A 26,866-nucleotide genomic window follows, 5' to 3' on the forward strand; every position below is an offset into this window, starting at 1 on the left:
ATTTGTTCCAGCAATTACTTTACCTGTACTCTAATGCCCTCTGAATGCGATGAATACTCTGGTGCATACATACATTCAATGGAAGTGATGCCGTTAGAGAAATCTCCTTTTGACTGAACGCGTAAAGGATATTCAAAAACATACGTTCCTTTGGGCAGATAGTCAAAGAAAAAATTGGTGCTGGCATCTTTAGTCTCTTCATAATATCCTAACCCATCCTGCCATTTATATCCGCTTAAAATGTTCAGTGGTTCCAGACATGCTGCACGCGTATCTTTGATATGAATATACTCCATGTTGCGGTCCGAAGTAACCTCCATACGGACCCTTATAATATCGCCGGGTTTTAAAGCAGATTGCTCAGTAAGAAGCACCATTACAGGACCATGAGGGCTTTCACGCTGAGCAAATAATTTCTTTTGCAGGTGAAGCGGATTTTCAGCGTAAGTAATTTTATCTGCATTTTCAAAATACTGGTAATAGGCTGCTCCCCATGTAATCTCAGTTCCGTTATTGCCGGTTGGAACATCGTGTCTCGTGATTTTAATATTGCCCATTTCAGGTTTCACCTCGATACCGTTCCATGTTGTTTTAAAATAACCGGTTCCGGACTCCTTTGAAATTTTGGAAAGGTTTAATACCTGGCTGCCCACGGAAATATCTAATTCAGGTTCATCAAGGGTTAATGAGCTGCTTTTTAATAATAAGGCATAGATGGCATCGGCTGTTGCTTTTGATGTTTTCCAATCCTGGGTTTGCTTTTGCTTCAGCAACCAAAGCTTGATATCATTTATTGCTTTCTGATCACCTGTAATTTCATCAAACGCCTCAATAAGTAAAGCTTGTGTCTCAATAGGCGCTTCGTACCAAAAATACCCACCACTGTTATTTTTCCAGTACATGCCTGTTTCTTCATTCGTGATGGCATTCTCCTTTAATGATTCAATAATGCTTACAGAGACTTTATGTTCACCATACCTTTCTAGTGCAAGCGCAATCATACCCTGGAAATAAATATTTTGTTTTAACCAATATTTTTTAGCCTGTGAGAAATAGTAATTGAAAGCTTCCTGAGCTTCTGGTTTAATTGATGCGTTCTTAAAAAAGCTTCTTGCATACAGATACTGGATTGCGTAGTCACTTAGATGGTTCTCCTCTCCCAAAGTTTTATTTTTCTTCTCATGCCCGTACTCATCTTTTATCCTATCATCCATGTAAATAAGTGCACGCTTTATCATTTCTTCCTCACCCGGTAATTTGTTTATTCCCAGATGATGCAAATGCCCAAAGCCTGTAAGTATGTATTGGGTAATAAAGCGATTATCGGGCATACCGGGAAACCAGCTCCATCCGCCATTTGAACCTTGAGCCTGTTTAAGCTTTTCAATAGAAGCTGTGCGATCATACGATATTCGATTTACATCGAAGAGCAATCCAATTCTTTTTTTTCGTTCCGTTTCATCCACTGCTTCTTTTATCCAGGGAGTTTCCTGAAGCATTAAAGAATTCAATTCCGGATCTTTTTCAAGATTTGAAATAAAAGAATTAGGAGTACTATTTTTCCACTGATCGAAAATGTTTTTAATCTGCGGATTCGAGTTTGCAAGGTATGACGCAAGCGTATTGGAGTAGAACCTGTTAAAAATTTGATCAGCGGATTGATAAGAATTTTCAAGCATGAAGGGAAGTGCCTGTAATGCATACCAGGTTGGATTCGAAGTAACTTCCAGTTTAAGACTATAATTTTTAAGCGTATTTGATGATGATAATTGCATTAGTTTATTTATTGAAATACTTTTTTCATCCGAACCGCGAAGCGTAAATGGAAAAGTTTCAGTTACCAGTACCTGGTTAGCAATTACAGGCAGTATGTTTTCTTCTCCATCAGATTGGTTACCTGCAGTAGCAATCACTTTATAATCTACGGCAGCTATGCCTTCCGGAACGGTAATACGCCAGGAAAGCGCATTACTCTGATTTCTTTTTATAAAAAATGACTGCTTATTTTTATCATTTAAAAATAAGTCATCCACCGGCTTCATTGACGCAGCATTGAAAAGCTGCAGGATGCTTTCACCGGATATATCATGGTCCGAAAGGTTTGTGACTTTAGCACTAAAAAATAGGGTGTCACCAATTCTTAAGAACCTCGGAGCATTTGGGGTAATCATCAGGTCTTTTTGTGTTATTGTTTCGCCGGTTACCATACCATATTTCAAATCCTTAGTATGTGCAAATCCCAGGAATTTCCAGCGTGTTAATGCTTCAGGCGCTGTGAATTTGATGATCACTGCACCGGCAGAATCGGTTTGTAGCTGTGGATAAAAAAAAGCAGTTTCCTGGAGGTTTTTTCTAATAGAAGTTAAGTCTTGCTGCAGTTTTTTACTATCTGTAAGGTTGTCTTCTGTTGGTTCATTTTTTTCCTCCATTTCGTCCTTTTGCAATGCAATATCCGAGGCTTGCGATTGATCAGCATCAGTTCTTCTTGTTTGCAAAGGCTCATACATCCTTCTTCCTACTGTATTAAACCCAAACCAGTTAAGCTGATCATATTCCGCAAAAAATCCTGCCACAACAGTGTTCATGCCGGGGTTGTAAAAGATTGACGTTGCACTGTTAAAGCAGCTGCCGGCAATCCATGAGTTGGCTGGATAAAAATTATTTTTATATAAATCAAAATCCCACTGATGCGGCTTTAATGCATCGAGCGAGGCATCGTACAATGATGCTACCATTTCTGCTGCTGAGACTTCACCTTTTAAACCTGTAATTTTAATTTTCCACTCTTCCTTTTCACCCGGCAATAATTTGTTTCTGAACGTTTGAAATTCCAGTTCTAATTTTCGGTCATCCGAGGCAACCATCACATTTCGGGTAAATGAATAAGCCCGGCCATGCTGGATCGTTATCAGGCTTATAGTTAAGCCACCGCGATACTTTTCTGAAACTGGAATCAGGATTTCTTTTTTCCCTTCCGTTAATGAGATTATTTTGTTTTCTACGAAATTGTTTCCTGATTGAATTTCATAAATTACATTCAATGCATCCTCTTTTGTTCCAACTTCTATGCGGACTAAATCTCCCTGCTCATAAATGGGAAGAAGATCTGTTATCCATAGGGTTTCTGATAAGGGAATCTGATTTTCCCCAGGTGAATAAAGGGTAAAATATTTCACCACTTTTATATCTTCACCAAAGGCATCCTGTGTTACCATTTCCAACACATATTTCCCTTGTGGCAATAGAGAGAAGTTTGTAGCAGAAAACATGGAATCTTTTGCGGTATCAAAACTTTGATCGAGTACCTTCAGCTTTCTTTGCCAGGTAGTATAATCGTCTTCATTATCATATGGATCGTTTGGAAAATCTGTAATAAACTCTCTTTGGGTCATTACAAACTGGTCAGGTCTTGACCATAAGCGTTTGCGGAAAATTCTATCTGGTTGCTGCAAAGAATACAAGCGGATAGTTCCTTTTGCTGACTGAAAGATTCCGTTTAAATTTTTTGTGGAGATTTTAAATTTGTATAAAGTATCCCTGGAAATAATTTCCGGAATATCAATATCTGCGTTCAAAGCAATATAGCCAACTGATACATTTGCTTCTGCACTGTGTGTTTCACCGTTAAGGTCAATTACGTCAGCCATCACAATAAAATTAAACTGCGGGTTCTCCTTTTTTGGGATTTTGAGATCGGGTATGGCCGTAAAAGAAATTTCAAATTGGCCCTCTTCATTAGCTAGTACATGTCCATTACCGATTTCCATTGCCTGTGTGAAGCGGGGTTGATAATATTTTTTTTGTCCATAGAAAACAGGAAATTTTGCCTGTCGTACTACTCTATAAATCACTTCTGCTCCGGCTAAATTTGATTCGCTATAGGATCTTGCCTGACCCGTTATATGTACCTCCTGGTTAAGGCGAAAATTTCCTTTCAGGCTGTCGAAGGTTACTTCAAAATGAGGACGTTTATATTCTTCTATTGACAGTGAAACAGCTCCATAGCTATCCTTAATTATCATCTCTCCGTTTAGCATATTCAAGGGTGCTGTAAACGACCCACTGAAACTTCCATATTCATTAGTCATCAGATCTACAGATGCTATTCTTTGATCATTTACATCGTAAAGCTCAACCGTACTTTTAAAATGAACCATCAACTCATTCTTTTCGCCTTCGGTTTGGAGTATAATGCCTTTAAAATAGATCGTTTGACCCGGGCGGTAAATGGAACGGTCTGTAAAAAAAACAGTATGTATTGTCCTGGTGTTTTGTTGCTCTGCAACCAGATATAAATAAAGAAAATCGGATGTGGTAAGTGTATCCTTTCCTGAATTAAATTCCACTTTAAAATTCATATTGGCGGCCTTTGGGGCAACTTCAATGAATCCATTATTGTCACCGACGTAGTTCTGTTCTTCTTTTAAATCATACTCACGGGTGTTGTAATTGTATTGTTGCGTAAAAATGCGCGCTTTTGGATTTTTAATCAGGTTGCCTGTTTCCCGGTTAAAGACATAAAATTGATATTTATTCGAGGCTCTTTTATTTACATAACCTAGATTGGAAACTGAAGTAAATACTCGCAACAAACCATTTTTTTTTGCAGAAAAGCTTTCGTCTGTACTTCCTATGATAATGAAGTCGCCTAAAGGCAGAGCGGGAATTTTTATTTCAGTGCTGTGCTGCTGGTAGTCATCCAAATCATTTACCGCCTGAGACCAGCTTTGTAATACCGGTTCATGAACATATTGTGCAAACGTTTTTTCTAAATCACCGGCATTTCTCTTGTTAAGTGCATCTGTATTCCTGATAATTCTGAAGAAGACTTGCTTTACATTTTGATATTGCAGCAATCCCCGAAAGGGACGATCCGGAATATTTACCTGCTCTGTAGTTAGATTAATATTCTGTAAAATAATCGATTCGCGAAGCGCCTCACAATTTTTTGCTGCATTGGTTTTCGGGAACTTTTTTAATACAATGTCACAATAATTTAGTGCAGTTTTTTTATCCCACTGGTGCTCCGCAATAAGTGGAGGTTGATAATCACTACTGCGGTTGTAATAAAACTGTGCAATGGCCAGCGAGACTGATGCGGAAGCAGAATCTTCGGTAAATTGAAATTCGAGCTTCTTTAAAGCCTCTAGATACAGACTATCCTTTGATTCATTTACACTGTTATTGCGCAAAAAATCAAATCGTTTCAATTCAATGTCCACTAAGGCATCAGGAGTTTTGACATTTAAATGGCTTGTAATAAGGTCTTGCAGAATTAAAAGAGCAAGATACTTTCCGGATGAAGTATCGGTCGTTTCGAATTTTTGGCCGGTAAAACTTTTGGCCTGTTCAAATAACTTTTCACTCGTAATATCGAATTTATTTGCAGGTTGTGTGAGATACGCTTCATCATTCATAAAAAAATCCAGCGCACGATTGGCTAAAAAATCATACAACGAGGGTCGGAACAGATCTCCGGTATTACCTTTTACCAGAATGGCTGCAAAGTCTCCAATAGGTAACTCCTTTAATGAATCTTGATTTTCAATAGACTCTTTATATAACTCAGTAACACGTTGCGTGATCTTTATTACATCCCACGTGGAAGGATCTTCTTTATTGAAGTCAGGAGTTTCCGTGCGCTGAGAAAATTGCCAGCGGTTTTGCTGGTAATAGCTCCAATACAATTCTGCCGCACACGATTGTAATATCTGTTTAGTGGGAAAAGTGCTGAGCTTAATTTCATTTTCAAAATCAAGCAAGGTTTTTTCATAACCTCCCTCCTGTAAAACTTGTTTGTACTTGACTTTATAAATAAGCGACTTAACTATTTGAGGTGTGTTATTCAATTTTTTAGCGAGGGCATAAATTGCATCCGCTTTTTGCAGGGAGGATTTGGTTAGTCCCTGTGCTTCCAAAGCATCAACTTCTTTCCATTGTTTTTCATACAATTCATAATGGGAAGTGGGCATGTTCAATGGGTTTTTCTGAAAGGCAAACAGGCAGCTTAATACAATGATGGTTGGAAAAAGTACAACGAATAAGGAACCTGCATACAAAAATCTATCTGACATCATTCAGCAGAATTTATAGTATCCAGTATTCTCATAATAAAATAATTATAATGAAGATGCTATGAACAGGTGTTTTCCATACCATCACACTTAGAAAATTTTCTGTACTTTCTTTCGTACCAAAATTGCAAATTGTTCAAAGCTGCCTGCTTCAAAGTTTTCTCCAGGAAAAATATAAAATATCAAATCGGTAACATAAAGCAATACCATGTTATTGGAAATAACTGCCTTGTTAATATCGCTCCATAACATTGTTCGTATTTGGTCCTGAATAGAAATTAATATTTCTGTATCATTAATATCAATTGAAAGCGGATCATAAAAATTTTTCAATTTTCGATATGCCCTTCTGCCCATCGTTTTATTGAGATACCAGTGAAGGCCAATTACGAAAATACCATAAACAACCAAAGAAATGCTTATAATCTTGTTCCCTTCTTTTCCTAAAATCAGGAACAATAGCAATCCGGCCCAAATCAAAAATGCACCAAGGAACATAAGGATTCTGCCCTTTAGCGGGAACAGCTTTCTATAGTGAAGTTCATGAGCCAGCTGGAGATTTCTGGGAGTATATTGAAAATTTATTCTCATGTGTTCTCTACATATTTCTTTAGAATTTTACAAATACGTAATAATGTAATCAACATAGATGTGGTCTCTTTAATCGTGGAGGCATTTTATCTGACGGGAAGCAATAGCTTTGCACAATAAACTTTTTAAATGGAATCAACGAGGCGGACTGAAATTAGCGAACTCGGCGAATTTGGATTGATACGTCACCTTACCAATAACATACGGCTGCAAAATAGTTCAAGCAAAATTGGTATTGGCGATGATGCTGCAGTAGTCCAGTATGATGCAAATAAGGCTACAGTTGTTACTACAGATTTGCTGGTGGAAGGAATTCATTTTGATTTGACATATGTTCCATTGAAGCATTTAGGATATAAATCCATAATTGTAAATCTCTCGGATGTTTACGCTATGAATGCAACTCCTAAACAGGTTACCGTTTCCGTAGCTGTATCGAACCGGTTTTCTGTAGAAGCACTTGATGAGCTATATGATGGAATTAATGCAGCTTGTAAAAAGTATGGTGTTGATTTGATTGGAGGAGATACCACTTCGTCATTAAAAGGATTAATAATATCAGTTACAGCAATGGGAGAATGCATTGATGATGCAATGGTATTGCGAAGCACTGCAAAGGAAAATGATCTGCTGTGCGTGAGTGGTGATCTTGGCGGGGCATATGCAGGCTTGCAACTGCTGGAGAGAGAAAAAAAAATATACAGTGAAAATCCCGGCGTAAAGCCGGATTTTTCCAACCATACTTACATTGTGGGCAGACAATTAATGCCGGAAGCCCGAAGGGATATAGTGCAGCTTTTTAAGGAATTAGATATGAAACCCACCGCAATGATAGATATCTCAGATGGACTTTCTTCTGAAACACTGCATCTATGTAATGCTTCAAATGTAGGCTGCAGGATCTTTGAAGAGAAAATTCCTATAGCCGATGAAACGTACAATATGGCATTAGAATTTAAGATGGATCCGGTCACCTGTGCGTTAAGCGGAGGAGAAGATTATGAATTGCTTTTTACGATTTTTCCGGATGATTACGATAAAATTAAAAATAATCCCGACGTTTCTGTTATTGGGCATATCACTACAAAGGAAAAAGGTGCAGTCCTGATTACTAAGTCAAATAACGCCCATGCCCTAACGGCTCAGGGCTGGAATTCTTTTGCTTCAAATTAAAATGGAATTTAAGTAAACTACCTGAGAATGGCTATGAAGACATGTGTGCTTTTTCTTTTCCTTAATATAATCGGAAATTTTGTTTTTTCACAAATTCCTCCAGCAATCACATGGCAGCACCCTTTAGGAGGAACGAATAATGACATTGCTTATTCGGTAATACAATCAGCAGATGGAGGGTTTGTAGTTGCCGGAAATTCAGCTTCGAACGATGGAGATATTCTAAGACCTGCAGATAACCTGCATGGCGGTAATTATGATGAGTGGATCGTAAAGCTTGATGCCCAGTCAAATATTCTATGGAAAAGGCATACAGGCGGTGTAGGATCAGATGTTGCCATAAAAGTAATGCAGATGCGGGACGGAGGATATATTGTAGGAGGTAATTCAAGCTCATTTGATACAATAGGGAGCTATAGTAATTCGGATTACTGGCTTAACAAATTAAATTCAGATGGGACTATAGCGTGGTCAAAGAATTATGGCGGTTCAGGTTATGATGATTTTGGTTCACTGGATACTACTTCAGACGGTGGATTGATACTTTGCGGTGGCTCCTCATCTTTTGATAGAGATGTTACCGGGAACTATGGCGCCAGTGATTTCTGGCTTGTAAAAACGGATGGTCTGGGAAATATTCAATGGCAGAAAAATTACGGAGGTTCTGAATACGATAAAGCACAGTCGGTAAAGCAAACTGCTGACGGTGGCTATGTTGTAACAGGCTTTACCAGCTCAAATAATATAGATGTAACGGGTTTCCACGGAGTAACGGACGGTTGGCTGGTGAAGCTTAATGCAGTTGGTAACATATTTTGGGAGCAGTGCTATGGAGGCTCTCTGGATGATTATGCGTATGATATATTGGTATTACCTGACAATAATTATATTTTTTGTGGATATACTTTTTCCAGCGATGGTGATGTTGTGGGAAACCATGGTTTGTTTGATGCCTGGGTAATGAAGATTGATCAGGCCGGAAAAATTTTGTGGCAGCGATGTTATGGAGGAGATTCCATTGACTATGTTTTGGCCATGGATAAAGTTTCTGATAATGGGTTTATCCTGGGAGGTTTTTCCACTTCCACTAATGGAGATTGTACATCAAACTACGGTGGTCAGGATTTCTGGATCTTAAGAATTGATTCATTAGGATCACTCATGTGGCAAAAAAATTATGGAGGAACAGTGGATGATGTGTGCAACAGTGTATACACCTTAAAGGATGGAAATTACATAACAGCAGGTTATACTACATCAAACGATGGTGATGTAATTGGAAATCATACACCCTATAGCTATAAAGATTATTGGGTGGTACTGCTTGATGGAACAGTTGGTATTTCTTTTCCAGATAGCGCCAATAAATACGTAAATGGATTTCCGATGCCTGCTCAAAATTATTTTACATTAGACCTTAATAGAAGTCCATTGCCAGCAAATAAAAAAGTGGAAGTGCAAATCGTTGATTTGTTAGGAAAAGACATGATAAAAGATATGATTTCCGATAAAATGGTTACGGTAGACTGCAGCTCATGGCAAGCAGGAATTTATTTATACCGTCTGAAAACTGAAAACGATATTATTGCAAAAGGAAAAATATTAATCCAGAAATAACGATAAGAAATTATCCTGTACAAGCATCATATAGCTCTCATAGCGCCTGCGAAAAAAGTACCTAAAAAAGGTAATGTTACCCAAAAAAACTCCGGTTTAAATATTAGGAAGCATATAAAACCTATTGCAGATATTATAGTTAAAATCCAATAAATGCCGGTTGGCGATTTTGGTTCCTTTTCAGTCATACTTTAAGGATTTTCTGCGAAGATAAAGATTCCGGTTTATAAAATAAATGATGCAGTTATAAATTAGATGAGGTTCATTTTCATTAGACGGTGTTATACTATTCTTATAATGCCCTTTTTTTTACTATGAATGAATATGGAATGATCTTTAAATTAAGGGCCTTAACCCACCGGTATGTACGGCGATTATAGTTAGAGGAGCAGGAAGGGAATTTTTCTTAATCAGATCGTAAATACCATACATCATTTTACCGGTATAAACCGGATCCAATCTAACGTTATGATTTAATCTGAAATTTTCTATAAAAGATATTAATGTTTGATTTGTTTTGGCATAACCTCCAAAATGGTAATTGTGATTAACACTCCAGTTATCGAACTTTTGTTTACAGGTATCAAAGACGAGTTCTTCTATACTATTTTCCAAATTAACCATTCCTTTCAACACCGAAAACCCAAGTACTTTTTCTTTACCTTGTAATCCTGTAATCAAGCCAGCAAGGGTGCCACCGGTACCGCATGGGCAGCAGATAAGATCATAGCCTATATCTATTTCTGATATAATTTCTTCACACCCTTTAACAGCTAATAAATTGGTACCTCCTTCCGGTAACACATAAAAATCACCAACCTTGTTTTTCAGTTCAGCCAGGAAATTTCCCGCTTCTTTTAACCGGTACTGTTCCCTGGAAATAAAGCGCAGGTTCATTCCGCTGTCCTGTGCAAACTTCAGCGTATCATTTAGAGAAGCATTGCGTTCGCCACGAATGATTCCTATCGTATTATATCCAAACATTTTACCTGCTGCTGCTACGGAAAAAATATGATTCGAATGAGCTCCTCCAAAAGTGAGCAGGGTATGCTGATGCAATCTCTTTGCCTCTTTTATATTGTATTTTAATTTTCTCCACTTGTTACCCGATACATAGGAATTAATAAGGTCATCCCGTTTTATGAAAAGGTGAATATCTCTTTTCTTCAAAAAGGTTTCCTCTATTTTTTGCAGGGGTGATGGAAGTGTCATAATGAAATGAAGTAATCTTTTGAGTGGGCCTCTTGTTATATTGATCCTTATCAGGGAGTTTTTTATTTAATATGCAGCAATTTCAGGAATAGCCGGTACCATTTCGGAACAATTTTTAAATTTACTTTGTAATTAAAGAAAATATTAAAAATGATTACCAAAATCACAGAAGGCATTAAAATTTCTGTGGAAACCTTTTACCAGGATGAATATTCCCAGCCACTCAATAATGAATTTATGTTTGCATATCGAATCACCATTGAGAATGGCAGTGATCATACCATAAAGTTGCTTCGTCGCCATTGGTATATTTTCGATTCTCATGGGGTTACACGTGAAGTGGAAGGCGAGGGTGTAGTTGGATTACAGCCAGTGATCGAACCAGGCAAGTCGCACCAGTACATATCAGGTTCCCATTTGAAAACCGAAATAGGTAAAATGTATGGGACTTATCTTATGGAAAAAGTAATAGATGGAAAAAAATTCAAAGTCAACATTCCTGATTTTCAATTAATTGCTCCTTTCAAGCTTAATTAGTTATGCTCGGACATAAAGGATATATATTAGACCCTCATATCGGTTATAGGTTATTCAAAGAATAATTCCGGTTTTTAGCACTCTTTTTACTGTTGCCTTTCCTCCATCAAAGCTAACCGTTCGTGTTATATCTTTGCCCGCTTTGGAAATAACCTCTTTGTGAAAGTCATCGAATATATTCAACGATCCAATGCTACCATGGTATCGTTTGAAATACTTCCTCCAATGAAAGGAAGGAGCATTCAATCCATTTACGATACTTTGGATCCGTTAATGGAGTTTAAGCCGCCTTTTATTAATGTTACTTATCATCGCGCTGAATACATATACAAGCGAAACCGGGAAGGCCTATTTGAAAAGACTATAATCCGAAAGCGACCCGGTACTGTCGGTATCTGTGCAGCTATTGTAAACAAATATCATGTAGATGCTGTGCCTCATATGGTCTGTGGTGGGTTCACAAAAGGTGAAACCGAGGATGCATTAATTGATCTGGCTTTTCTGGGTATCGACAATATATTAATTATCAGGGGCGATCCAAACAGGAATGAAAATTCCTTTGATCCTGAACCGGGTGGCCATGCACATGCTATAGATCTGATGAAGCAGGCCGTTAACATGAACCGCGGAATTTTTCTGGAAGAAGACCTTTCCGATGTCTCACCTACCAACTTTTGCATTGGCGTAGCAGGATATCCTGAAAAGCATTATGAAGCACCTAATATGAAAATGGATTTAAAGTATCTCAAAGAAAAGGTAGATGCAGGGGCACAATACGTGATCACACAGATGTTTTTTGACAATAATAAGTTCTTTGAGTTTGTAAACAGATGTCGCGAAATTGGAATCGAAGTACCCATTATTCCGGGTATAAAGCCCATAACTTCAAAAAAGCAGGTAAATACTTTACCAAGGTTGTTTCATGTAGAAGTGCCTGAAGAACTGGCAACGGAGCTTGAAACTACAATAACAGATGAAGCAGCCCGTAAAGTAGGTATTGAATGGTGCATTCAGCAGTGCAGGGAGTTAGTTAAAGCAAATGTCCCGCTGTTGCACTTTTACACCATGAGTAATCCGGCACCTGTAAAAGCAGTGGTAAGCAACGTATTCTGATTTACGTAATCAAGATAATTTCACCTAGAGAATGGATGGAAGGATTATAATGAAAAGTTTTCAATCCTACTTTTTTTGCACCTTCTATGTGCTGCAGGCTGTCATCAATGAACAGGGTTTCTGATGGATTAAGATTATTATCGTTGAGCACTTTTAAAAAGATTTCAGGACCGGGCTTACGCAATCCAATTTCACATGAATAATAGGTTTCGTCAAAATATTCAGTGAGGTTTTCTTTTCGATGCGATTTTATTAAATAATCAGAGATACTTTTTAAATGAATAGCATTGGTATTGCTTAATAAAAAAGTACGGTATTGCTTTTTTAATTCCTTTAAAACCTCAAATTTTTGCTGCTTAATGCCAATCAGCATAGCATTCCAGGCAAAATCAATTTCTTTATCAGAAAGTTTGGTGTTCAATAGTTGGTTTAGTTGTGCATGAAAATCAGTATTTGATATTCTGCCTGTATCCAGGTCATCAAAAAGCCGGGTCTGTTTTATTTGTGTAAAATGTGCGTCCAAATTTTCTACTCCTAATTTTTTAAATTGAATTTTGGTGCGATTGTAATCCAGATCAATAATTACTCCCCCATAATCAAAAATGAGGTTTTTAATTGTCTCCATTTTTACGTCTAGTTTAATAATTGATACTAAAGAATTAAATAGCTACATCGTTAAAAAAATACTGTTTTAATTCGTTTCATATAATAAAATTTTATTCAGTTTAGGAACTATTTTGCCCGATATAATAAATACATTGCATCAGACTTGCAGTATTTCCCATGGCTCTTCAGCTTAATGATAAAAATCCATTGGTAAAAAAGTGGCAGCAGTTTTTAAACCTGCAAGGTTTTAATTGTGGTGAACCATCAGGAAATTTTGATCAGAAAACCTTTACAGCTACAAAAAATTTTCAACAATATTATAATATTCAGCAAACAGGTGAAGCTGGAAGTATTACACTTGGTAAAGCGCATCAACTTGGTTTTAACCCTGAAAAAGAACCGGGTAACGATCAGATAAAATCAGATAAGGAGCTTTTGCAGTGGATTAAAGCAAATCTTTCCGGTATTATGAAGCAGGCGGTGTCCGGTATGCCTTATACGGAAGACTGGCTGGCAGGAATGTGTGCACGGGAAACAGGATTTAAAATAGTTTCTTATATTAACCAGGGGCACGATTTTAATTTTATCTGTACGAACATGAAAGGTGATTATGGTCAGCGTAAAGGTGACCCGGGGCCAATTTATCACGGCTATGGTTTTTGGCAAATAGATATTGCATCTTATCCTGATTTTGTTGCGTCAGGAGCCTGGCAGGATCCTTTAGCCACTGCAAAGCAAGCAGTAGCCGTTTTGAATGAGAAAAGAAATTTTTTGGAGTATGTTGAAAAGCAACTTTCACCCATTGATTTTGAACGTGCTGTTACGGCTGCCTATAATTGCGGGCAAGGTAATGTGATGAAAGCGATCCATAATAAATCAGATTTCGATTGCTACACCTATCACGGAGACTATTCACAGGAAGTGTTTCGCTATCGGGGGATATACAGGATGTTATAGATGAAAGGATTATTGCTTAAGCTTTTGCAATACCTGATCAGGCATTAACTAATCTTTAAAACGCCAAAGCGGTTTCGTAAAATCTTATAACTGTCTTAAATTGCGCTCTTTTCAAAAAATTTTATTCGGGCCCATAGCTCAGTTGGTTAGAGCGTCGGACTCATAATCCGCAGGTCCCAGGTTCAAGTCCTGGTGGGCCCACTTAAAGGTTTTTATCTTTTCTGTTTTGTATACACACAATTGCCATTTCTCTTCATAGTTACAGGCTGCAAATAAATATGCAGATCTCTCTGCTCAAATCTTTTCCTTTATAATATGAAAACAGTAATAATAACAGGTGCCAGTGGAAACTTAGGTACTGCGGTAGTAGATAAATTTTTGTTGAAAGGTTATCAGGTGATAGCCACCGTTTCAAATGAGAGCGCAATAAATTCTATTTCCCATAATGATAATCTTGATATATCAGCCGTGAATCTGGCTAATGAATCAGAAACTTCGGAGTTTGTTGAAAGAATCATTCAGAAATACCATTTAATCGATGCTGCGCTATTGCTTGCAGGAGGATTTGCATCAGGAGCTCTTGAGAAAACGAGTGGCACGGATCTGATGAAACAATACTCTTTAAATTTTGAAACTGGTTATTATGTGGCGAAACCGCTTTTCAACCATATGATGAAGCAGGGTAGGGGGAAGATTATTTTCGTAGGATCCCGTTCGGCCATAAAAGCCTCTGAAGGGAAATCCAATATAGCGTATGCACTTAGCAAAAGCTTACTCTTTAATCTTACTGAATTAATGAACGCAACTGCTAAAGGAAAAAATGTAACTGCTACTATAATTGTTCCCAGCACCATTGATACACCTGCTAACCGTAAAAGCATGCCTAATGCTGAATTTAACAATTGGGTAAAGCCTCAACAGATTGCAGATGTTATGGAGATGATTTGCTCTGAAACAGGAGATTCTTTGAGAGAGACAGTTTTGAAAATTTATGGAAACGCCTGAAACATCCAAGGTATTTAAGCTATCAGAACACTTGCTGAATCAGATGCCTATAGTCCAACGCAAGGATATCCATTTATAGAAATGATACACTTAATTTAGCACGAAGCGATAAGTTGTTTCTATACCAGCAGCTTTCAAATGCAGAAAAAAAATTCCTTTATGGTTTTGTAAATTCAAGCCATAATCGGAAGGTGAAGATCCTTTGTTAAAGTTTTGCACTAGTATTCTTTGACCCAGGATATCATAGACGCTAATGGCTGAAGTGTTATCTGGCAGGTTATTAATAAAAACAGTTCCCTTTATGCAAAGTAGCTGCGGAGGCAATGGATTGTGATTATCTATACCAGAAGCAGTGCAGTTACCAATAAGCCCGCCGCACATTCCGCCTCCCCAAAAATGATCATAAGTGATACAGTGAATCAGCACCCAGCTATAATCGGCAATATTTACATTGGAGGGAACAATATAAGATTGTGCACCGGTTGTATTTTGAAGAATTCCAATTTCGAGCTTATCCGGATTATTATCATTCGGCGCTGTAAATGTTTTCGAAAGAAAAACGTGAACATCAGGCCCGCCTGCGGTATTAAAATTACTATCGAACCGTACTATTAATTGTCCGTTTTCATCTTCGCTTATAGAACCAGTACCATAAATATCGTAGCCGCCGGGGGCCATTAAAAAGCTATCGATATTTCGGTAACATTCCTGTGCAAAAACAAGATAACAGCTAACCATTAATATTATCATTATCAAAAAGCCTTTTTTCATCCTCTTAATTTACTTTAAAGATAGTTCTAATAAAGTGATCGCTTCATCTTAGAATTGCTTGCAATGTTCGCATTACAATATTTTTAAACTGACGATCAGTTTACCGGAAGGATATTTCATGATAATAAATTAGAAAGGTCCAGTGTTTTAATATTGACCTGAAATTCCGATGCAGACTAAAATTTCAGTTGCCCAGTAATATACTTCTCAGTTCCACCTGATTTTCAGTGGAATCAAATATGGCGTTAACCGGTGTTTTAAATCCCGTGATAGCACGGGAAACAATTGTACCTTTTGTGTCCTTAAAATTTAATTGATAATTTTTATTGGATAGGAAATACTGCTCAATTAATAGTTTAGAGGGATCTACTAACCAATATTCATCCACTCCGTGATGAGCATAATCTTCAAATTTCACCCCGCGATCAATCGATTCCGTAGAACGTGAGAGCACTTCCACAATCAGATCTGGTGCGGGGAACTTTAATTGTTCCGGCTTTATATTGTTGGCCTTTGCAGAAGTGTAAAAAATTATATCCGGCTCATAATCATTACGTGTCAGCGTAACCAATGCTTTTTCAAAAAATATTTCCCCTAATTTTTGCTTATGCACATAATTACGCATGAGGTTTACAAGATTAGCTACTATCGATGTATGGAAGGCTGTCGCCGGTGATTGCATAATAACGTTACCATTTATAAATTCCGCTTTATCATCCTCGCTTATAGACTCATAAAAAGCATATCTTTTATCGCGTTCTTCAAATAAACGATTCTGCAATTCCGCAACATACTCATTCAGCTTTGGAGAATTTATTAACGGTTCGAGTATGGACTCCATGCTCAATATTTTTTTACAAATCTAACGAAATGGTCCCGGATTGCGGGTTTCTTATTACCTTTTAAGCTCTTGTTTTTAGGAAGAATAGTAGTTTCTGTAATCCGAACTTTAATTCAGAGTTTTCGTTAGTACCACGTATCAACCATGTACAGCAAGTAAACTGATTGTATAATTTTTTAACTTTAATATATTCCATAGTATGAAAGCATCCTTCATTTCAATTTTATCGTTGACAGTGGTTTTACTTTTCTCCGGCTCCTCTTTACCCTCTTCCTTCGAACCAATTGCAGTTATTGAGCTTTTTACCTCGCAGGGGTGCTCCAGTTGCCCTCCGGCGGATGAGCTGCTATCGGCAACAATTTCAGATGCTCAAAAAGATGGCAGAAAGATTTTTGCTCTCGAATTTCATGTGGATTATTGGAATCGTTTAGGCTGGGCCGATCCTTTCAGTGATAAATCATTTTCAGAACGTCAAAGTACCTATTCAAGATTCATGCATCTTCAAAATATCTATACACCGCAAATGGTTGTGAATGGAACACATGAATTTGTGGGCTCCGATGATGATAGGTTAGGTGTTTCATTAGCTGAAGCAATGAAAGTAAATGCCGCTGCAGCTTTTAAAAGATTGAATGCAGCACGCAATGGAAACCAAATTGAGGTGCAATACGAACTCGATGGTGATTACACGAATTGTAAGATCAATGTTGCCCTTGTATCATTGAAGGAATCTACTCCTGTAAAGCGCGGAGAAAATGGGGGCCGGACATTGCATAACGCAAACGTGGTGCGTCAATTTACTTCGATGAAGGCTGAAAATACAGGTATAATCCATTTAACCGGTTCCTTGCCTGAAGATGCAAATACTTCAATTATTGCCTTTGTACAGAATAATACGGATATGAAAATAACCGGAGCGGCATCTGCTGTATTCGCTAAATCTGAATAAGCATTAATACGATTCCTTGAATGCTATGGAAATCGTAATTCTGATATTACAGGGATAATTCCGCGTAACAATTATAAAATATTTTAATATTACGGGATGAAAAACCGTAAAACAATATTGCTTTGGATTTTAAAATTAATAGCAGCGGTGATTATGCTGCAGACCTTATACTTTAAATTTTCTGCCCACCCAGAAGCAGTTTACATTTTCTCAAAACTTGGTATGGAACCTTATGGGCGCATAGCAATTGGGATAATGGAATTAATCGCATCGGTGTTAGTATTAATTCCCCGCACTTCCTGGTTCGGAGCCCTCATGGCTATTGGTTTAATGGGCGGTGCCATTTTTTTTCACCTTACCAAACTTAAAATTATAGTCTATAATGATGGTGGGAAATTATTTGCAATGGCTTTAGCAGTATTTATTTGTTCTTCCATTATACTTTGGATGAACCGGAATAAAATACCTTTTTTACCAGGCTTGCTTAAGTATAGATTCTGCTTGTCACCGGGTAACAAATAATATTGGTATCAATAAAAGGTTCATTCAGTTCTCTGCAAACAATCTTTACTTTATAACCTGCTTGTAGCTGTGCTCCTGTATCTCTTTAACTTTATTGATAGCAAGCGGTTTACTTATAATATCAAGCACTTTAGGATACGATTGTGATCTTTTAATATCATCAGGATCAATAGAAGAATATAAGATAAATATCTTGCAATTCTGTATCAGAGTGTCGGGAAGGTAATGATACTCGTCAAGGAAATTCCATCCATCCATTACAGGCATACTCAAATCCAGAAAAATAATTTCAGGTAAATCATAGTTAGTATCAGAAGAAACTTTTTTAAGATCAATAAGCGCTTCAGCAGGATCAGTATAACTGGTAATGTCCTTTGCAAAAGAAATCTTTGACAAAGTCATTTTGGTAAGAAAGATAAAGGTAGGATCATCATCTATAATTAAGATGCGATTGAAAGCCTTTTTCATTTTTTTGAATGTATCTATAACTGAGCTTATTAGTTTGCTCTAAACCGGAAACATCGGGAAAAAGTTGCTTTCTGAAATTTAATGCTTATTAAATAATGTTCAATCAATAGATGGTAAGTGATTTTCTACTTTAAATGCCTTCTTTTTTGTAACGATTTGCAGACAATTGTAATTACTATTAAATTAACAAAAAACGCTAATTGTATTCTAACTATAATCAAAGAACGCGCTTACCATCTGAACGGGTACTAATCCAGGTAAGAGATGTTCCAAATTCAGGTAGGTTGTTGAAAGGGTGAATCTTCAAACTTATTTAAATCATTAAGATTATAAGTTTTAAGAGTATTGCTCTCATTAAAATTTATATAAAAGTTATTTCTTCTTTTGCCTCATTGCATATATTTCTTATAGCTTCATAAATGAAGAATGCAAAGCGATGTATTGCATAAGCAACTTATCAGGATTTCCCCTTAAATCTTTTTTAACTTGCGCACTCTTTTAACAAAAAATAAACTTAATGAACTATGATTTAATTGTTATAGGAAGTGGCCCGGGTGGTTATGTTGCAGCTATAAGGGCATCACAATTGGGATTAAAGACGGCGATTATCGAGCGCGAATCTTTAGGAGGTATTTGTCTTAACTGGGGATGCATACCAACCAAAGCCTTATTAAAAAGTGCCCAGGTATTTGAATACATACGGCATGCAGCCGATTATGGCATTCAGGTTAGTGATAGTAGACCGGATTTTGACAACATGGTTAAAAGAAGCAGAACAGTGGCCAATGGAATGAGTCGTGGTGTGCAGTTTCTTATGAAGAAGAATAAGATTGAAGTGATAATGGGAACTGCAAGCTTAAAAGCGGGAGATTCAGCTAATGGGCGAACAGCAATTGTGACTGAGCCTTCAGGAAAAAAAACAGAACATTCCGCAAAACACATCATAATCGCTACAGGCGGGCGTTCTAAAGAATTGCCCAACTTGGAGCAAGACGGAAAAAAAATAATAGGATACCGTGAGGCAATGGTGCTTCCTCAGCATCCGAAAACAATGGTAATCGTGGGTGCAGGCGCTATCGGTTCGGAGTTTGCTTATTTCTATAATTCAATCGGTACAAAAGTTACACTCATTGAATTTATGCCTGGTATTGTTCCAGTTGAAGATGAAGAAATATCGAAAGAACTTGAAAGGAACTTTAAAAAACAAGGCATAACTGTAATGACGGGTTCTGCAGTGGAAAGGGTAGATACTTCCAGCCCCATTTGCAAAGTATTTGTAAGATCAGGGCAAGGTGTTCAGGAAATTGAGTGCGAAATTGTGCTGTCTGCGGCAGGTGTGGCCACCAATATTGAAAATCTGGGTTTGCAAGAAATTGGAATTAAGACCGAAAAAGGCAAAGTGCTGGTCGATGATTTCTATAATACAAATATATCAGGCTACTATGCTATTGGTGATATTGTAAAAGGCCCCGCATTGGCTCACGTTGCAAGTGCAGAAGGAATAATCTGTGTTGAGAAAATTGCAGGTAAAAATCCCGAGCCGCTTAACTACAGCAATCTTCCGGGATGTACTTATTGCTCACCTGAAATCGCCTCTGTTGGTTACACAGAAAAGCAGGCAAGGGAAGCCGGCTACGAATTAAAAATAGGAAAGTTTCCCTATTCGGCATCGGGTAAAGCAAGTGCCGCAGGCGCTAAAGAAGGATTTGTGAAACTGATTTTCGATGCAAAATATAATGAATTCCTTGGAGCTCATATGATCGGTTATAACGTGACTGAATTAATTGCTGAATGTGTAGTAGCCAGAAAGCTGGAAACTACGGGACATGAAATTATTAAAAGCGTACATCCGCATCCTACTATGAGTGAAGCCATAATGGAAGCCGCTGCAGCTGCTTATGGAGAAGTGATTCATATATAAAGTTGATAGCATCACGGATAATGATCTAAAGTGAATAGAAAATCCTGCCAGATCCTATCACTTTTTATGAAATAAATCAAATTATATATCTTGTTCCATGTTATCTCATAAGGCTAAATACGGATTAAAAGCTGCGTTTTACCTGGCACGCCGTTATGAGGAGGGTCCCGTTCTAATTTCAGACCTGGCAGCTGCAGAATATATACCTAAAAAATTTCTCGAGCATATTTTACTGGAATTAAAAAAGCATGGAATTCTGTATAGCCGTATGGGGAAAGGCGGCGGTTATTCATTATCTAAATCGCCTGAAAAAATTTATCTGGGTCAGATCATTCGTACACTGGACGGACCCCTGGCTCCGGTAGCATGTGTAAGCAAGACAGCATATGTCCGCTGCATTGAATGCAAAGACGAACGAACATGTGAAATCCGTAAAGTAATGAAGCACGTCAGAGATGCTACTGCAGATATTCTTGACCGTACCTCGCTTGCTGATGCAATGCATGCAAAACTCTTGCTTCAAAAGCTTTAAAGTTTAATTGAGCAGTTGAATTACCCTTCATTAAGCTGAATTTGAAACCGCACCTTTCGAATTAAACTATCTTCTGATTTCAGCAAGTAAAATTATTCTACCGCGGCAGTAGGCTTATTTATCGCATTAATTTAATCGTGTTTTTAAAATTATCAGTCTGAGAATGAGCAAGTAAGGATTATTTTTAACAATGGTCTACTACTTCTATAGACTAAGAATATATTTGTGGCTTCATAAAAAAAAATTAAACCCTCATGAAACAAGCGATTACCAAAATAACGATTGCATTAGTCATAATTCTTACCCTAAATTATTCATCTCTTTTCGGTCAGATAAACGGCAGCAACATGCCAGGTGATTCTACCAAAACTGTTCAGGCCGCACCAACGCCGCCAGCTCCTGTAACAATGCTTACTTTCCCGGTGATCTCGAACATCTGTAAAATTACACTCAGCAGTTATGCCCAGGCACGGTATCAGTATTATACAGATAAGGTAACTCCGAATAATTTTGATATCCGTAATGCACGGCTAATATTCAATGGAACTCCTTTTCGCAACTTAGCTTATAGGTTACAGGTTGATTTTGCTCCGCCTACTGTGAGGCTTATGGATGCTTATGCATCCTATACTATAAACCAGTTTGCAAAATTAACGGCCGGTCAGCAGAAAGTACCGCTCTCATATGAAAGCCTACGTACAGATTATGACGTACATAGTATCAGCCGATCACAGGTGGTAGAGGCGCTTACAGCACGCTCAAAAGATGTAATTGCAGGATCTCCTGCTGTAAATAATAACGGACGGGATATAGGTTTTCTCTACAGCGGCGGCCTTGCCAGGGTTAGTTCCGATCCGAAAAGTAATGTAGTAGAATATTCACTGGGTATTTTCAATGGAAATGGTATTAACAAGAATGATGCTGATAAGCATAAGGATATTGCCGGCAGGGTAGTAGTGTATCCTGTTAAACAACTCAGTCTTGGCGGATCCTTTTATACCGGAAAAGCAACTTACGGTCTTGATCTGAAAAAACCAAAGGATAGAAATCGCTTCGGTTTTGATGCGAATTATAATGGCAACCGCTTTTTGCTAAGTGCTGAATTTTTACAGGGAACAGACAGTGTAACTACCAAAAACGGATATTACGGTCAGGCCGAAAGTTTTATTGTGCCTAAAAAATTCGCGGCATTAGTTAAGTACGATCATTATGACCCTAATACTGACAAATCAGACGACGCCAGTACTATTTACAGCGTAGCACTTAATTACTACTTCGCTGCCTTTACCAAAATTCAACTCCAGTATGATTTCCGGCACGAGAATGCACCTACCCAGAAAAACAATGACCTGGTCTCAGTACAAGTGCAAATTTTCTTTTAGTCACTATTAACGGGAGTTGATACTCCTTTTTTTTTGTTTGAAAAAACTAATAGTTCTATAGAAAAATGCTCTGTCAGGTTCTGTAAACTTTGGAATGGTTAGCAGAGAAATTAATCCGGAAGAGGCATTTAAGAAGCATATGGAGTTGCCGTATGCAAAGACGCCGTAATACCGACGATAAATCCTTGTAGTGGTAATGCAACTGGTGCGCGATGCCACCGTAAAGATTCTTGACAGCACTCCCTTGAGATGCTGTTCAGTCCACCTTTCCGGTATTGGAAATTGCGGAAAACTTTTTTGATTGAATTCATTCCAATAATTTGATCACAATATTGTAGAGAAAAAACAACAGAATCGGATTTAAGCTATAAATTATTTTAAACTTTGCCGGTATTACTGCTACATTTCAATCCATGAACATTGGCCTTATACGGCACGGAAGGGTTTTATATCGTGATCCTTTTTTTTCAATTGGTGAATCATTTAATAACTACCGCACTGCTTACGATGAATCAGAGATTTTAAATCCAACCTTAAAAATCAGTGCCAATGATTTTCCGGTTTGTTATGTTAGTTCTAAAAAAAGGGCATTAGACACCGTTAAAGCAATTTATGATGGTGATTTTAAAATTACCGACGAATTGGTTGAAGTGCCAAACATTGCTTTTTTCCTGTTAAAATTAAATTTACCCAGTTCACTAAGGTCCATTCTTGGGAGGATAGCATGGTTTATTAATTATCATAAAATGCCTGAAACGCGCAGGCAATCGAATCTGAGGGCATATAAATTCCTGACGCAGCTGGTATCTGAAAACCGTGAAAATGTATTATTGGTAACACATGGATTCTTCATGCAATCTCTCCGTCATGAGCTTAAAAAATTAAACTTCAAGGGGAAATGTCCGATAAATCCTGCAAATGCAACACTGTATATTTTCCGAAAAAACTGATTTTCTTGTAACCTGTATAACTTATCCACACTTAGTTAGTCAGCCTGTTATAATCCACACCATCAGGTTAAATTTGCTTTAAAAGAACAGTGTGCGATTAATCAGCTTGGAAATAAAAGGCTTTAAAAGCTTTCCTGAAAAAACAACAATAAATTTCAATGACAGCATCACCGGTGTGGTAGGCCCTAATGGGTGTGGAAAATCCAATGTAGTTGATGCGATTCGATGGGTACTGGGAGAGCAAAAAACCACCATGCTCCGTTCGGAAAAAATGGAGAATGTGATCTTTAACGGCACTAAGGTCCGTAAGCCATCATCACTTGCAGAAGTATCGCTGACTTTTGAAAATGATCGTAACCTTCTTCCCACCGAGTACCACACCCTTACTATAAGCAGGCACTATTACCGCAATGGCGACAGTGAGTACAAGCTAAATAATATTACCTGCCGCCTTAAAGATATTACCTCTCTTTTTCTGGACACCGGAATTAGCAGCGATTCCTATGCAATCATAGAACTTCAAATGATTGATGAGATTTTAAATGATAAGGATAACTCGAGGCGTAAATTATTTGAACAGGCTGCAGGAATTTCAAAATATAAAGCACGTAAAAAAGAAACGCTTAACAAGCTTGAGGCTACCCAGTTGGATCTGAACCGGGTTGATGATCTGCTCTTTGAAATCGAGAATAATCTTAAAGCACTTGAAGGCCAGGCAAAAAAAACGGAACGTTATTATAAGCTGAAAGAAGAATACCGGAACTTGAGTATAGAGCTCGCACTATTTACATTGGATGATTTTAAGAAATCATTTGATTCTTTAAAAAGCAGTCAACAGCAGGAAGAAGAAAAAAAAATTGCACAGGAAACACAAATTATTTTGCTTGAAGCAACTCTGCAAAAAGAAAAATCTGAAAATATTCTAAAAGAAAAAAGGATGATAGCTGCGCAGCGGGAACAGAATGAATTTGTGACTGCGATCAGGCAAAAAGAAAATGAAAAAAATATCTTATCGGAAAACCTGAAATTCAAAGAAGATAAAAAACAGAGCATCATTGTACAAAATCAAAAAGCCTCTGAAGAGCTAAACATTATTGCAGATGCTATTGATACCTTACATGCCGATAGTAAAAATGAGAATGCGCTATTAGCCATGTCGGTCACCGCAAGGGATCTATCCAAAATATCACTTGATGGATTACGTGCAGATTATACTTCAACTAAATTACGGCTCGATGATCAGGCAAAGCTATTTCATGAAACAGAAAAAGAATTTTCCGAAATAGAACGGGAAAGTTCTATAAACGAGGTTAAAAAACTAAATCTGCTTCAGGAGAAAGAGCGTGCGCGAATAGACCATACCAACCGTAAGATGGAGCAGGAGCAATTACATTCCCTGCATAATACTTATAAAAATGAGGAGCAGCATAAAAAAGACCTGCTGCTTGAGCTTACTGATGCAACTGATCAATTACAGCAGGAAGTTAACCGTAACGAAGAGTCAGTGGAGGAAGTAAGAGATCAGTTAAGAGGAATTCACCGTGATCTGGATGCCCGGCAGAATGAGTATAACCTTACAAAAAGTTTTATTGATAATATGGAAGGATTTCCTGAATCGATAAAATATTTAAAACAGCAATCAGACTGGACTTCAAATGCAAAGCTCCTTTCAGATATTGTATCCTGTCCTTCGGAATATCGCATAGCAGTTGAAAATTTTTTGGAGCCATGGCTGAATTTTTATGTGGTTGCAGATATGCAGGAAGCGCTGCATGCAGTGAACCTGTTAAGCGATGCGGCAAAAGGCAGAGCAAGCTTTTTTGTGCTCAACGACTTTGAAAAAGATATAAAGCCGGATATTGATTCCGGAATTTTTAATGCAATTAAAGCTATTGATGTAGTAGAAGCAGATTCAAAATATGAGCACCTGGTAGCATATCTTCTTTCAGGAGTTTTTTTACTGGGAGATGAAAATGAAGTTGATTTTTCAGCCTTTCCAAAAGAAGCCAGGCTCATTTCAAAGAATGGGAAATACATCCGTACACTTCATGGTATTTCCGGTGGACAGGTGGGAGCATTTTCCGGAAAACGTCTGGGAAGAATTAAAAATTTAAAATCCCTGGAGTCAGAAATTAATGAATTGAAAGACAAAGAAAACTTATTACAGCAGAGTGCCCAGAATCTTCAGCTGGAATTGGCGCGGCTTAAAAACTCTTCACGCTCATCAGAACTGAATAACGTGAGAGAAGAGCATAACCAGGTTAAAAATAAGGTTACAGGAATAATAGCCAAATTGGAAAATCTCGATGGTTTTTTTGCTCATCACCGGGTTCGAATGGAGGCCATTGAAGAATCTCTGCTTAAGCTGGAAGAAGAGCAAACCCAGCTGAAGGTGCAACACTCTATACTCTCCGATAAAAAATCCGGGCAGCAGGAATTGCTTATCCGGCTTTCATCCGAATTAGCATCTGTTGAATCAGGACTTTCATTAGCGTCGGAGCAGTTTAATCAGAAGAATATTTTATACCTGCAGCAACAGAATAAGATTTCACATATGCAGCGGGAACTCGAATATAAAAATCAGCAGTTTCAGGCCACTCAGCAACTGATTGAGAAAAACAAAATAGAGCTGCAGGAAATAGATGAGGGAATAATAATTCTTCAGGAGAAGTTACGACTTGTGGAAACGGAGATTATCCATGACTACGGTGTTAAAGATGCTATGGCAAAGGCGATTACTGATGCTGAGCAAACCTACTATGAAAGCCGTGGTAAAATTAATGAGGCAGAAGAGCAGATTCGAATGCATACAAAAAATAAGGAACAGGTTGACCATTTGCTGAACGAGATACATGATAAGGTTACCGAATTAAAGATCCAGTTGAATTCGCTTAAAGATCGCCTGCAAATTGAATTTAAAGTAGATATTGAGTCGTTGATGGAACGGGAGCCTGATATAGAATTAAACGCGGAAGAGCTGAAGCAGAAAGCGGAGCGCTACCGGAACCGTATTGATACCTATGGAGAAATAAATCCTATGGCAATGGAGGCGTTTAATGAAATGAAGCAGCGCCACGACTTTATAGTGTCTCAAAAAACAGATTTGATGAATGCTAAAACTTCGTTAATGGAGACGATTGGTGAAATTGAGAACACTGCGAAAACACAGTTTCTTTCAGCCTTTAGCTCCATTAAGGAAAACTTTATCAGGACATTTAAAAGCTTGTTCACTGAAGAAGATGAGTGCGACCTGATTTTGGAAAATCAGGATAATATACTCGAGTCGAAGATACAGATCATTGCGAAGCCAAAGGGCAAGCGGCCTCAGATCATTGATCAGTTGTCCGGAGGTGAAAAAACGCTGACAGCTATTTCACTTTTGTTTGCACTTTATCTTTATAAGCCTGCACCTTTTTGCATACTCGATGAGGTGGATGCGCCTTTAGATGATGCGAACATTACGAAGTTCAATAAAATCATACGCGACTTCTCCGAGCGCTCACAGTTCGTGCTGGTCACACATAATAAGCAAACGATGGCAGCGGTGGATGTTATCTACGGCATTACGATGCAGGAGGAAGGAGTTTCAAAAGTGGTTCCGGTTGACTTCAGAAGCTTGAATTAATCGGCCTTGTCTAAAGTTTT

General features: G+C 37.9%; 20 protein-coding genes and 1 tRNA gene. 14 read left to right on the plus strand and 7 right to left on the minus strand.

Features of this window, described 5'->3' with window-relative positions; translation table 11 throughout:
• Positions 1–14 precede the first annotated feature (14 nt).
• A complete protein-coding gene (locus H0W62_14045) occupies positions 15–6,077 on the minus strand; it encodes a hypothetical protein (GenBank protein MBA3649644.1) in 6,063 nt (2,020 codons plus the stop codon).
• Positions 6,078–6,164: 87 nt separating this feature from the next.
• Positions 6,165–6,665, minus strand: a complete 501-nt coding sequence (locus H0W62_14050; protein ID MBA3649645.1) for a YcxB family protein — start codon at positions 6,663–6,665, stop codon at positions 6,165–6,167.
• Between the two features lie 129 nt (positions 6,666–6,794).
• On the opposite strand from H0W62_14050, the gene thiL reads away from it, so the two are divergent.
• Complete coding sequence (gene thiL / locus H0W62_14055; protein MBA3649646.1) at positions 6,795–7,838, plus strand: thiamine-phosphate kinase; 1,044 nt, start codon at positions 6,795–6,797, stop codon at positions 7,836–7,838.
• 33 nt (positions 7,839–7,871) lie between these two features.
• Positions 7,872–9,455: a T9SS type A sorting domain-containing protein gene (locus tag H0W62_14060; protein ID MBA3649647.1), complete on the plus strand. Its 1,584-nt coding sequence runs from the start codon at positions 7,872–7,874 to the stop codon at positions 9,453–9,455.
• Between the two features lie 336 nt (positions 9,456–9,791).
• Here the strand turns inward: H0W62_14060 and H0W62_14065 are convergent, their stop codons facing one another.
• Positions 9,792–10,667 (minus strand): 1-aminocyclopropane-1-carboxylate deaminase/D-cysteine desulfhydrase, encoded by an 876-nt coding sequence (locus H0W62_14065; protein ID MBA3649648.1) that lies wholly within the window; start codon positions 10,665–10,667, stop codon positions 9,792–9,794.
• Positions 10,668–10,817: 150 nt separating this feature from the next.
• Here H0W62_14065 and apaG point away from each other — a divergent pair, with 150 nt between their 5' ends.
• Positions 10,818–11,204, plus strand: a complete 387-nt coding sequence (gene apaG, locus H0W62_14070; GenBank protein MBA3649649.1) for a Co2+/Mg2+ efflux protein ApaG — start codon at positions 10,818–10,820, stop codon at positions 11,202–11,204.
• Positions 11,205–11,363: 159 nt separating this feature from the next.
• Positions 11,364–12,317: a methylenetetrahydrofolate reductase [NAD(P)H] gene (gene metF, locus H0W62_14075; GenBank protein ID MBA3649650.1), complete on the plus strand. Its 954-nt coding sequence runs from the start codon at positions 11,364–11,366 to the stop codon at positions 12,315–12,317.
• A 1-nt stretch (position 12,318) separates the two neighbouring features.
• Here metF and H0W62_14080 read toward each other — a convergent pair whose 3' ends face one another.
• Positions 12,319–12,942 (minus strand): HAD family phosphatase, encoded by a 624-nt coding sequence (locus tag H0W62_14080; GenBank protein MBA3649651.1) that lies wholly within the window; start codon positions 12,940–12,942, stop codon positions 12,319–12,321.
• A gap of 158 nt (positions 12,943–13,100) precedes the next feature.
• Between H0W62_14080 and H0W62_14085 the strand changes: the two genes are divergently transcribed.
• From H0W62_14085 to H0W62_14095, 3 genes are all read left to right on the plus strand, one after another.
• Entirely contained in the window at positions 13,101–13,880 is a 780-nt protein-coding gene (locus tag H0W62_14085) for a peptidoglycan-binding protein (protein MBA3649652.1), read from the plus strand.
• A gap of 127 nt (positions 13,881–14,007) precedes the next feature.
• Positions 14,008–14,081: transfer RNA gene (locus H0W62_14090), tRNA-Ile, on the plus strand.
• 114 nt (positions 14,082–14,195) lie between these two features.
• Entirely contained in the window at positions 14,196–14,885 is a 690-nt protein-coding gene (locus H0W62_14095) for an SDR family NAD(P)-dependent oxidoreductase (protein ID MBA3649653.1), read from the plus strand.
• Positions 14,886–14,975: 90 nt separating this feature from the next.
• On the opposite strand, the gene H0W62_14100 is transcribed toward H0W62_14095, so the two are convergent.
• Positions 14,976–15,656 (minus strand): DM13 domain-containing protein, encoded by a 681-nt coding sequence (locus tag H0W62_14100; protein ID MBA3649654.1) that lies wholly within the window; start codon positions 15,654–15,656, stop codon positions 14,976–14,978.
• 184 nt (positions 15,657–15,840) lie between these two features.
• The gene (locus tag H0W62_14105; protein MBA3649655.1) at positions 15,841–16,497 is read right to left on the minus strand and encodes a Uma2 family endonuclease; all 657 of its coding nucleotides are present in this window, start codon (positions 16,495–16,497) and stop codon (positions 15,841–15,843) included.
• Positions 16,498–16,696: 199 nt separating this feature from the next.
• On the opposite strand from H0W62_14105, the gene H0W62_14110 reads away from it, so the two are divergent.
• Together H0W62_14110 and H0W62_14115 are read left to right on the plus strand one after the other, a co-directional pair.
• Positions 16,697–17,446 (plus strand): DUF1223 domain-containing protein, encoded by a 750-nt coding sequence (locus H0W62_14110; protein MBA3649656.1) that lies wholly within the window; start codon positions 16,697–16,699, stop codon positions 17,444–17,446.
• A gap of 96 nt (positions 17,447–17,542) precedes the next feature.
• The gene (locus H0W62_14115) at positions 17,543–17,968 is read left to right on the plus strand and encodes a DoxX family protein (GenBank protein MBA3649657.1); all 426 of its coding nucleotides are present in this window, start codon (positions 17,543–17,545) and stop codon (positions 17,966–17,968) included.
• Positions 17,969–18,013: 45 nt separating this feature from the next.
• Here the strand turns inward: H0W62_14115 and H0W62_14120 are convergent, their stop codons facing one another.
• Positions 18,014–18,436, minus strand: coding sequence for a response regulator (locus H0W62_14120; GenBank protein ID MBA3649658.1), 423 nt, complete (start codon positions 18,434–18,436; stop codon positions 18,014–18,016).
• A 517-nt stretch (positions 18,437–18,953) separates the two neighbouring features.
• Here H0W62_14120 and lpdA point away from each other — a divergent pair.
• The 5 genes from lpdA to smc all read left to right on the plus strand — a co-directional run bounded on the left by lpdA (position 18,954) and on the right by smc (position 26,846).
• Positions 18,954–20,357: a dihydrolipoyl dehydrogenase gene (gene lpdA / locus H0W62_14125; GenBank protein MBA3649659.1), complete on the plus strand. Its 1,404-nt coding sequence runs from the start codon at positions 18,954–18,956 to the stop codon at positions 20,355–20,357.
• Between the two features lie 97 nt (positions 20,358–20,454).
• A complete protein-coding gene (locus H0W62_14130; protein MBA3649660.1) occupies positions 20,455–20,889 on the plus strand; it encodes an Rrf2 family transcriptional regulator in 435 nt (144 codons plus the stop codon).
• A 254-nt stretch (positions 20,890–21,143) separates the two neighbouring features.
• On the plus strand, positions 21,144–22,271 hold the full coding sequence (locus H0W62_14135) for a hypothetical protein (GenBank protein ID MBA3649661.1): 1,128 nt from the start codon (positions 21,144–21,146) through the stop codon (positions 22,269–22,271).
• 413 nt (positions 22,272–22,684) lie between these two features.
• Positions 22,685–23,221, plus strand: a complete 537-nt coding sequence (locus tag H0W62_14140; GenBank protein ID MBA3649662.1) for a histidine phosphatase family protein — start codon at positions 22,685–22,687, stop codon at positions 23,219–23,221.
• Positions 23,222–23,312: 91 nt separating this feature from the next.
• Entirely contained in the window at positions 23,313–26,846 is a 3,534-nt protein-coding gene (smc, locus tag H0W62_14145; protein MBA3649663.1) for a chromosome segregation protein SMC, read from the plus strand.
• Positions 26,847–26,866: the final 20 nt, after the last annotated feature.

This window comes from Chitinophagales bacterium, from assembly GCA_013816805.1.
In the GTDB taxonomy this organism is placed as follows: domain Bacteria; phylum Bacteroidota; class Bacteroidia; order Chitinophagales; family UBA10324; genus MGR-bin340.

What these genes read in the sequence shown, in the direction of transcription:
- H0W62_14095 (MBA3649653.1), top strand. Translation starts at nt 14,196, where the DNA reads ATGAAAACAGTAATAATAACAGGTGCCAGTGGAAACTTAGGTACTGCG.
- H0W62_14115 (MBA3649657.1), top strand. Translation starts at nt 17,543, where the DNA reads ATGAAAAACCGTAAAACAATATTGCTTTGGATTTTAAAATTAATAGCA.
- apaG (MBA3649649.1), top strand. Translation starts at nt 10,818, where the DNA reads ATGATTACCAAAATCACAGAAGGCATTAAAATTTCTGTGGAAACCTTT.
- thiL (MBA3649646.1), top strand. Translation starts at nt 6,795, where the DNA reads ATGGAATCAACGAGGCGGACTGAAATTAGCGAACTCGGCGAATTTGGA.
- H0W62_14100 (MBA3649654.1), bottom strand. Translation starts at nt 15,656, where the DNA reads ATGAAAAAAGGCTTTTTGATAATGATAATATTAATGGTTAGCTGTTAT.
- H0W62_14045 (MBA3649644.1), bottom strand. Translation starts at nt 6,077, where the DNA reads ATGATGTCAGATAGATTTTTGTATGCAGGTTCCTTATTCGTTGTACTT.
- lpdA (MBA3649659.1), top strand. Translation starts at nt 18,954, where the DNA reads ATGAACTATGATTTAATTGTTATAGGAAGTGGCCCGGGTGGTTATGTT.
- H0W62_14080 (MBA3649651.1), bottom strand. Translation starts at nt 12,942, where the DNA reads ATGGAGACAATTAAAAACCTCATTTTTGATTATGGGGGAGTAATTATT.
- H0W62_14140 (MBA3649662.1), top strand. Translation starts at nt 22,685, where the DNA reads ATGAACATTGGCCTTATACGGCACGGAAGGGTTTTATATCGTGATCCT.
- H0W62_14135 (MBA3649661.1), top strand. Translation starts at nt 21,144, where the DNA reads ATGAAACAAGCGATTACCAAAATAACGATTGCATTAGTCATAATTCTT.
- H0W62_14065 (MBA3649648.1), bottom strand. Translation starts at nt 10,667, where the DNA reads ATGACACTTCCATCACCCCTGCAAAAAATAGAGGAAACCTTTTTGAAG.
- H0W62_14105 (MBA3649655.1), bottom strand. Translation starts at nt 16,497, where the DNA reads ATGGAGTCCATACTCGAACCGTTAATAAATTCTCCAAAGCTGAATGAG.
- H0W62_14120 (MBA3649658.1), bottom strand. Translation starts at nt 18,436, where the DNA reads ATGAAAAAGGCTTTCAATCGCATCTTAATTATAGATGATGATCCTACC.
- H0W62_14085 (MBA3649652.1), top strand. Translation starts at nt 13,101, where the DNA reads ATGGCTCTTCAGCTTAATGATAAAAATCCATTGGTAAAAAAGTGGCAG.
- H0W62_14050 (MBA3649645.1), bottom strand. Translation starts at nt 6,665, where the DNA reads ATGAGAATAAATTTTCAATATACTCCCAGAAATCTCCAGCTGGCTCAT.
- H0W62_14060 (MBA3649647.1), top strand. Translation starts at nt 7,872, where the DNA reads ATGAAGACATGTGTGCTTTTTCTTTTCCTTAATATAATCGGAAATTTT.
- H0W62_14130 (MBA3649660.1), top strand. Translation starts at nt 20,455, where the DNA reads ATGTTATCTCATAAGGCTAAATACGGATTAAAAGCTGCGTTTTACCTG.
- H0W62_14110 (MBA3649656.1), top strand. Translation starts at nt 16,697, where the DNA reads ATGAAAGCATCCTTCATTTCAATTTTATCGTTGACAGTGGTTTTACTT.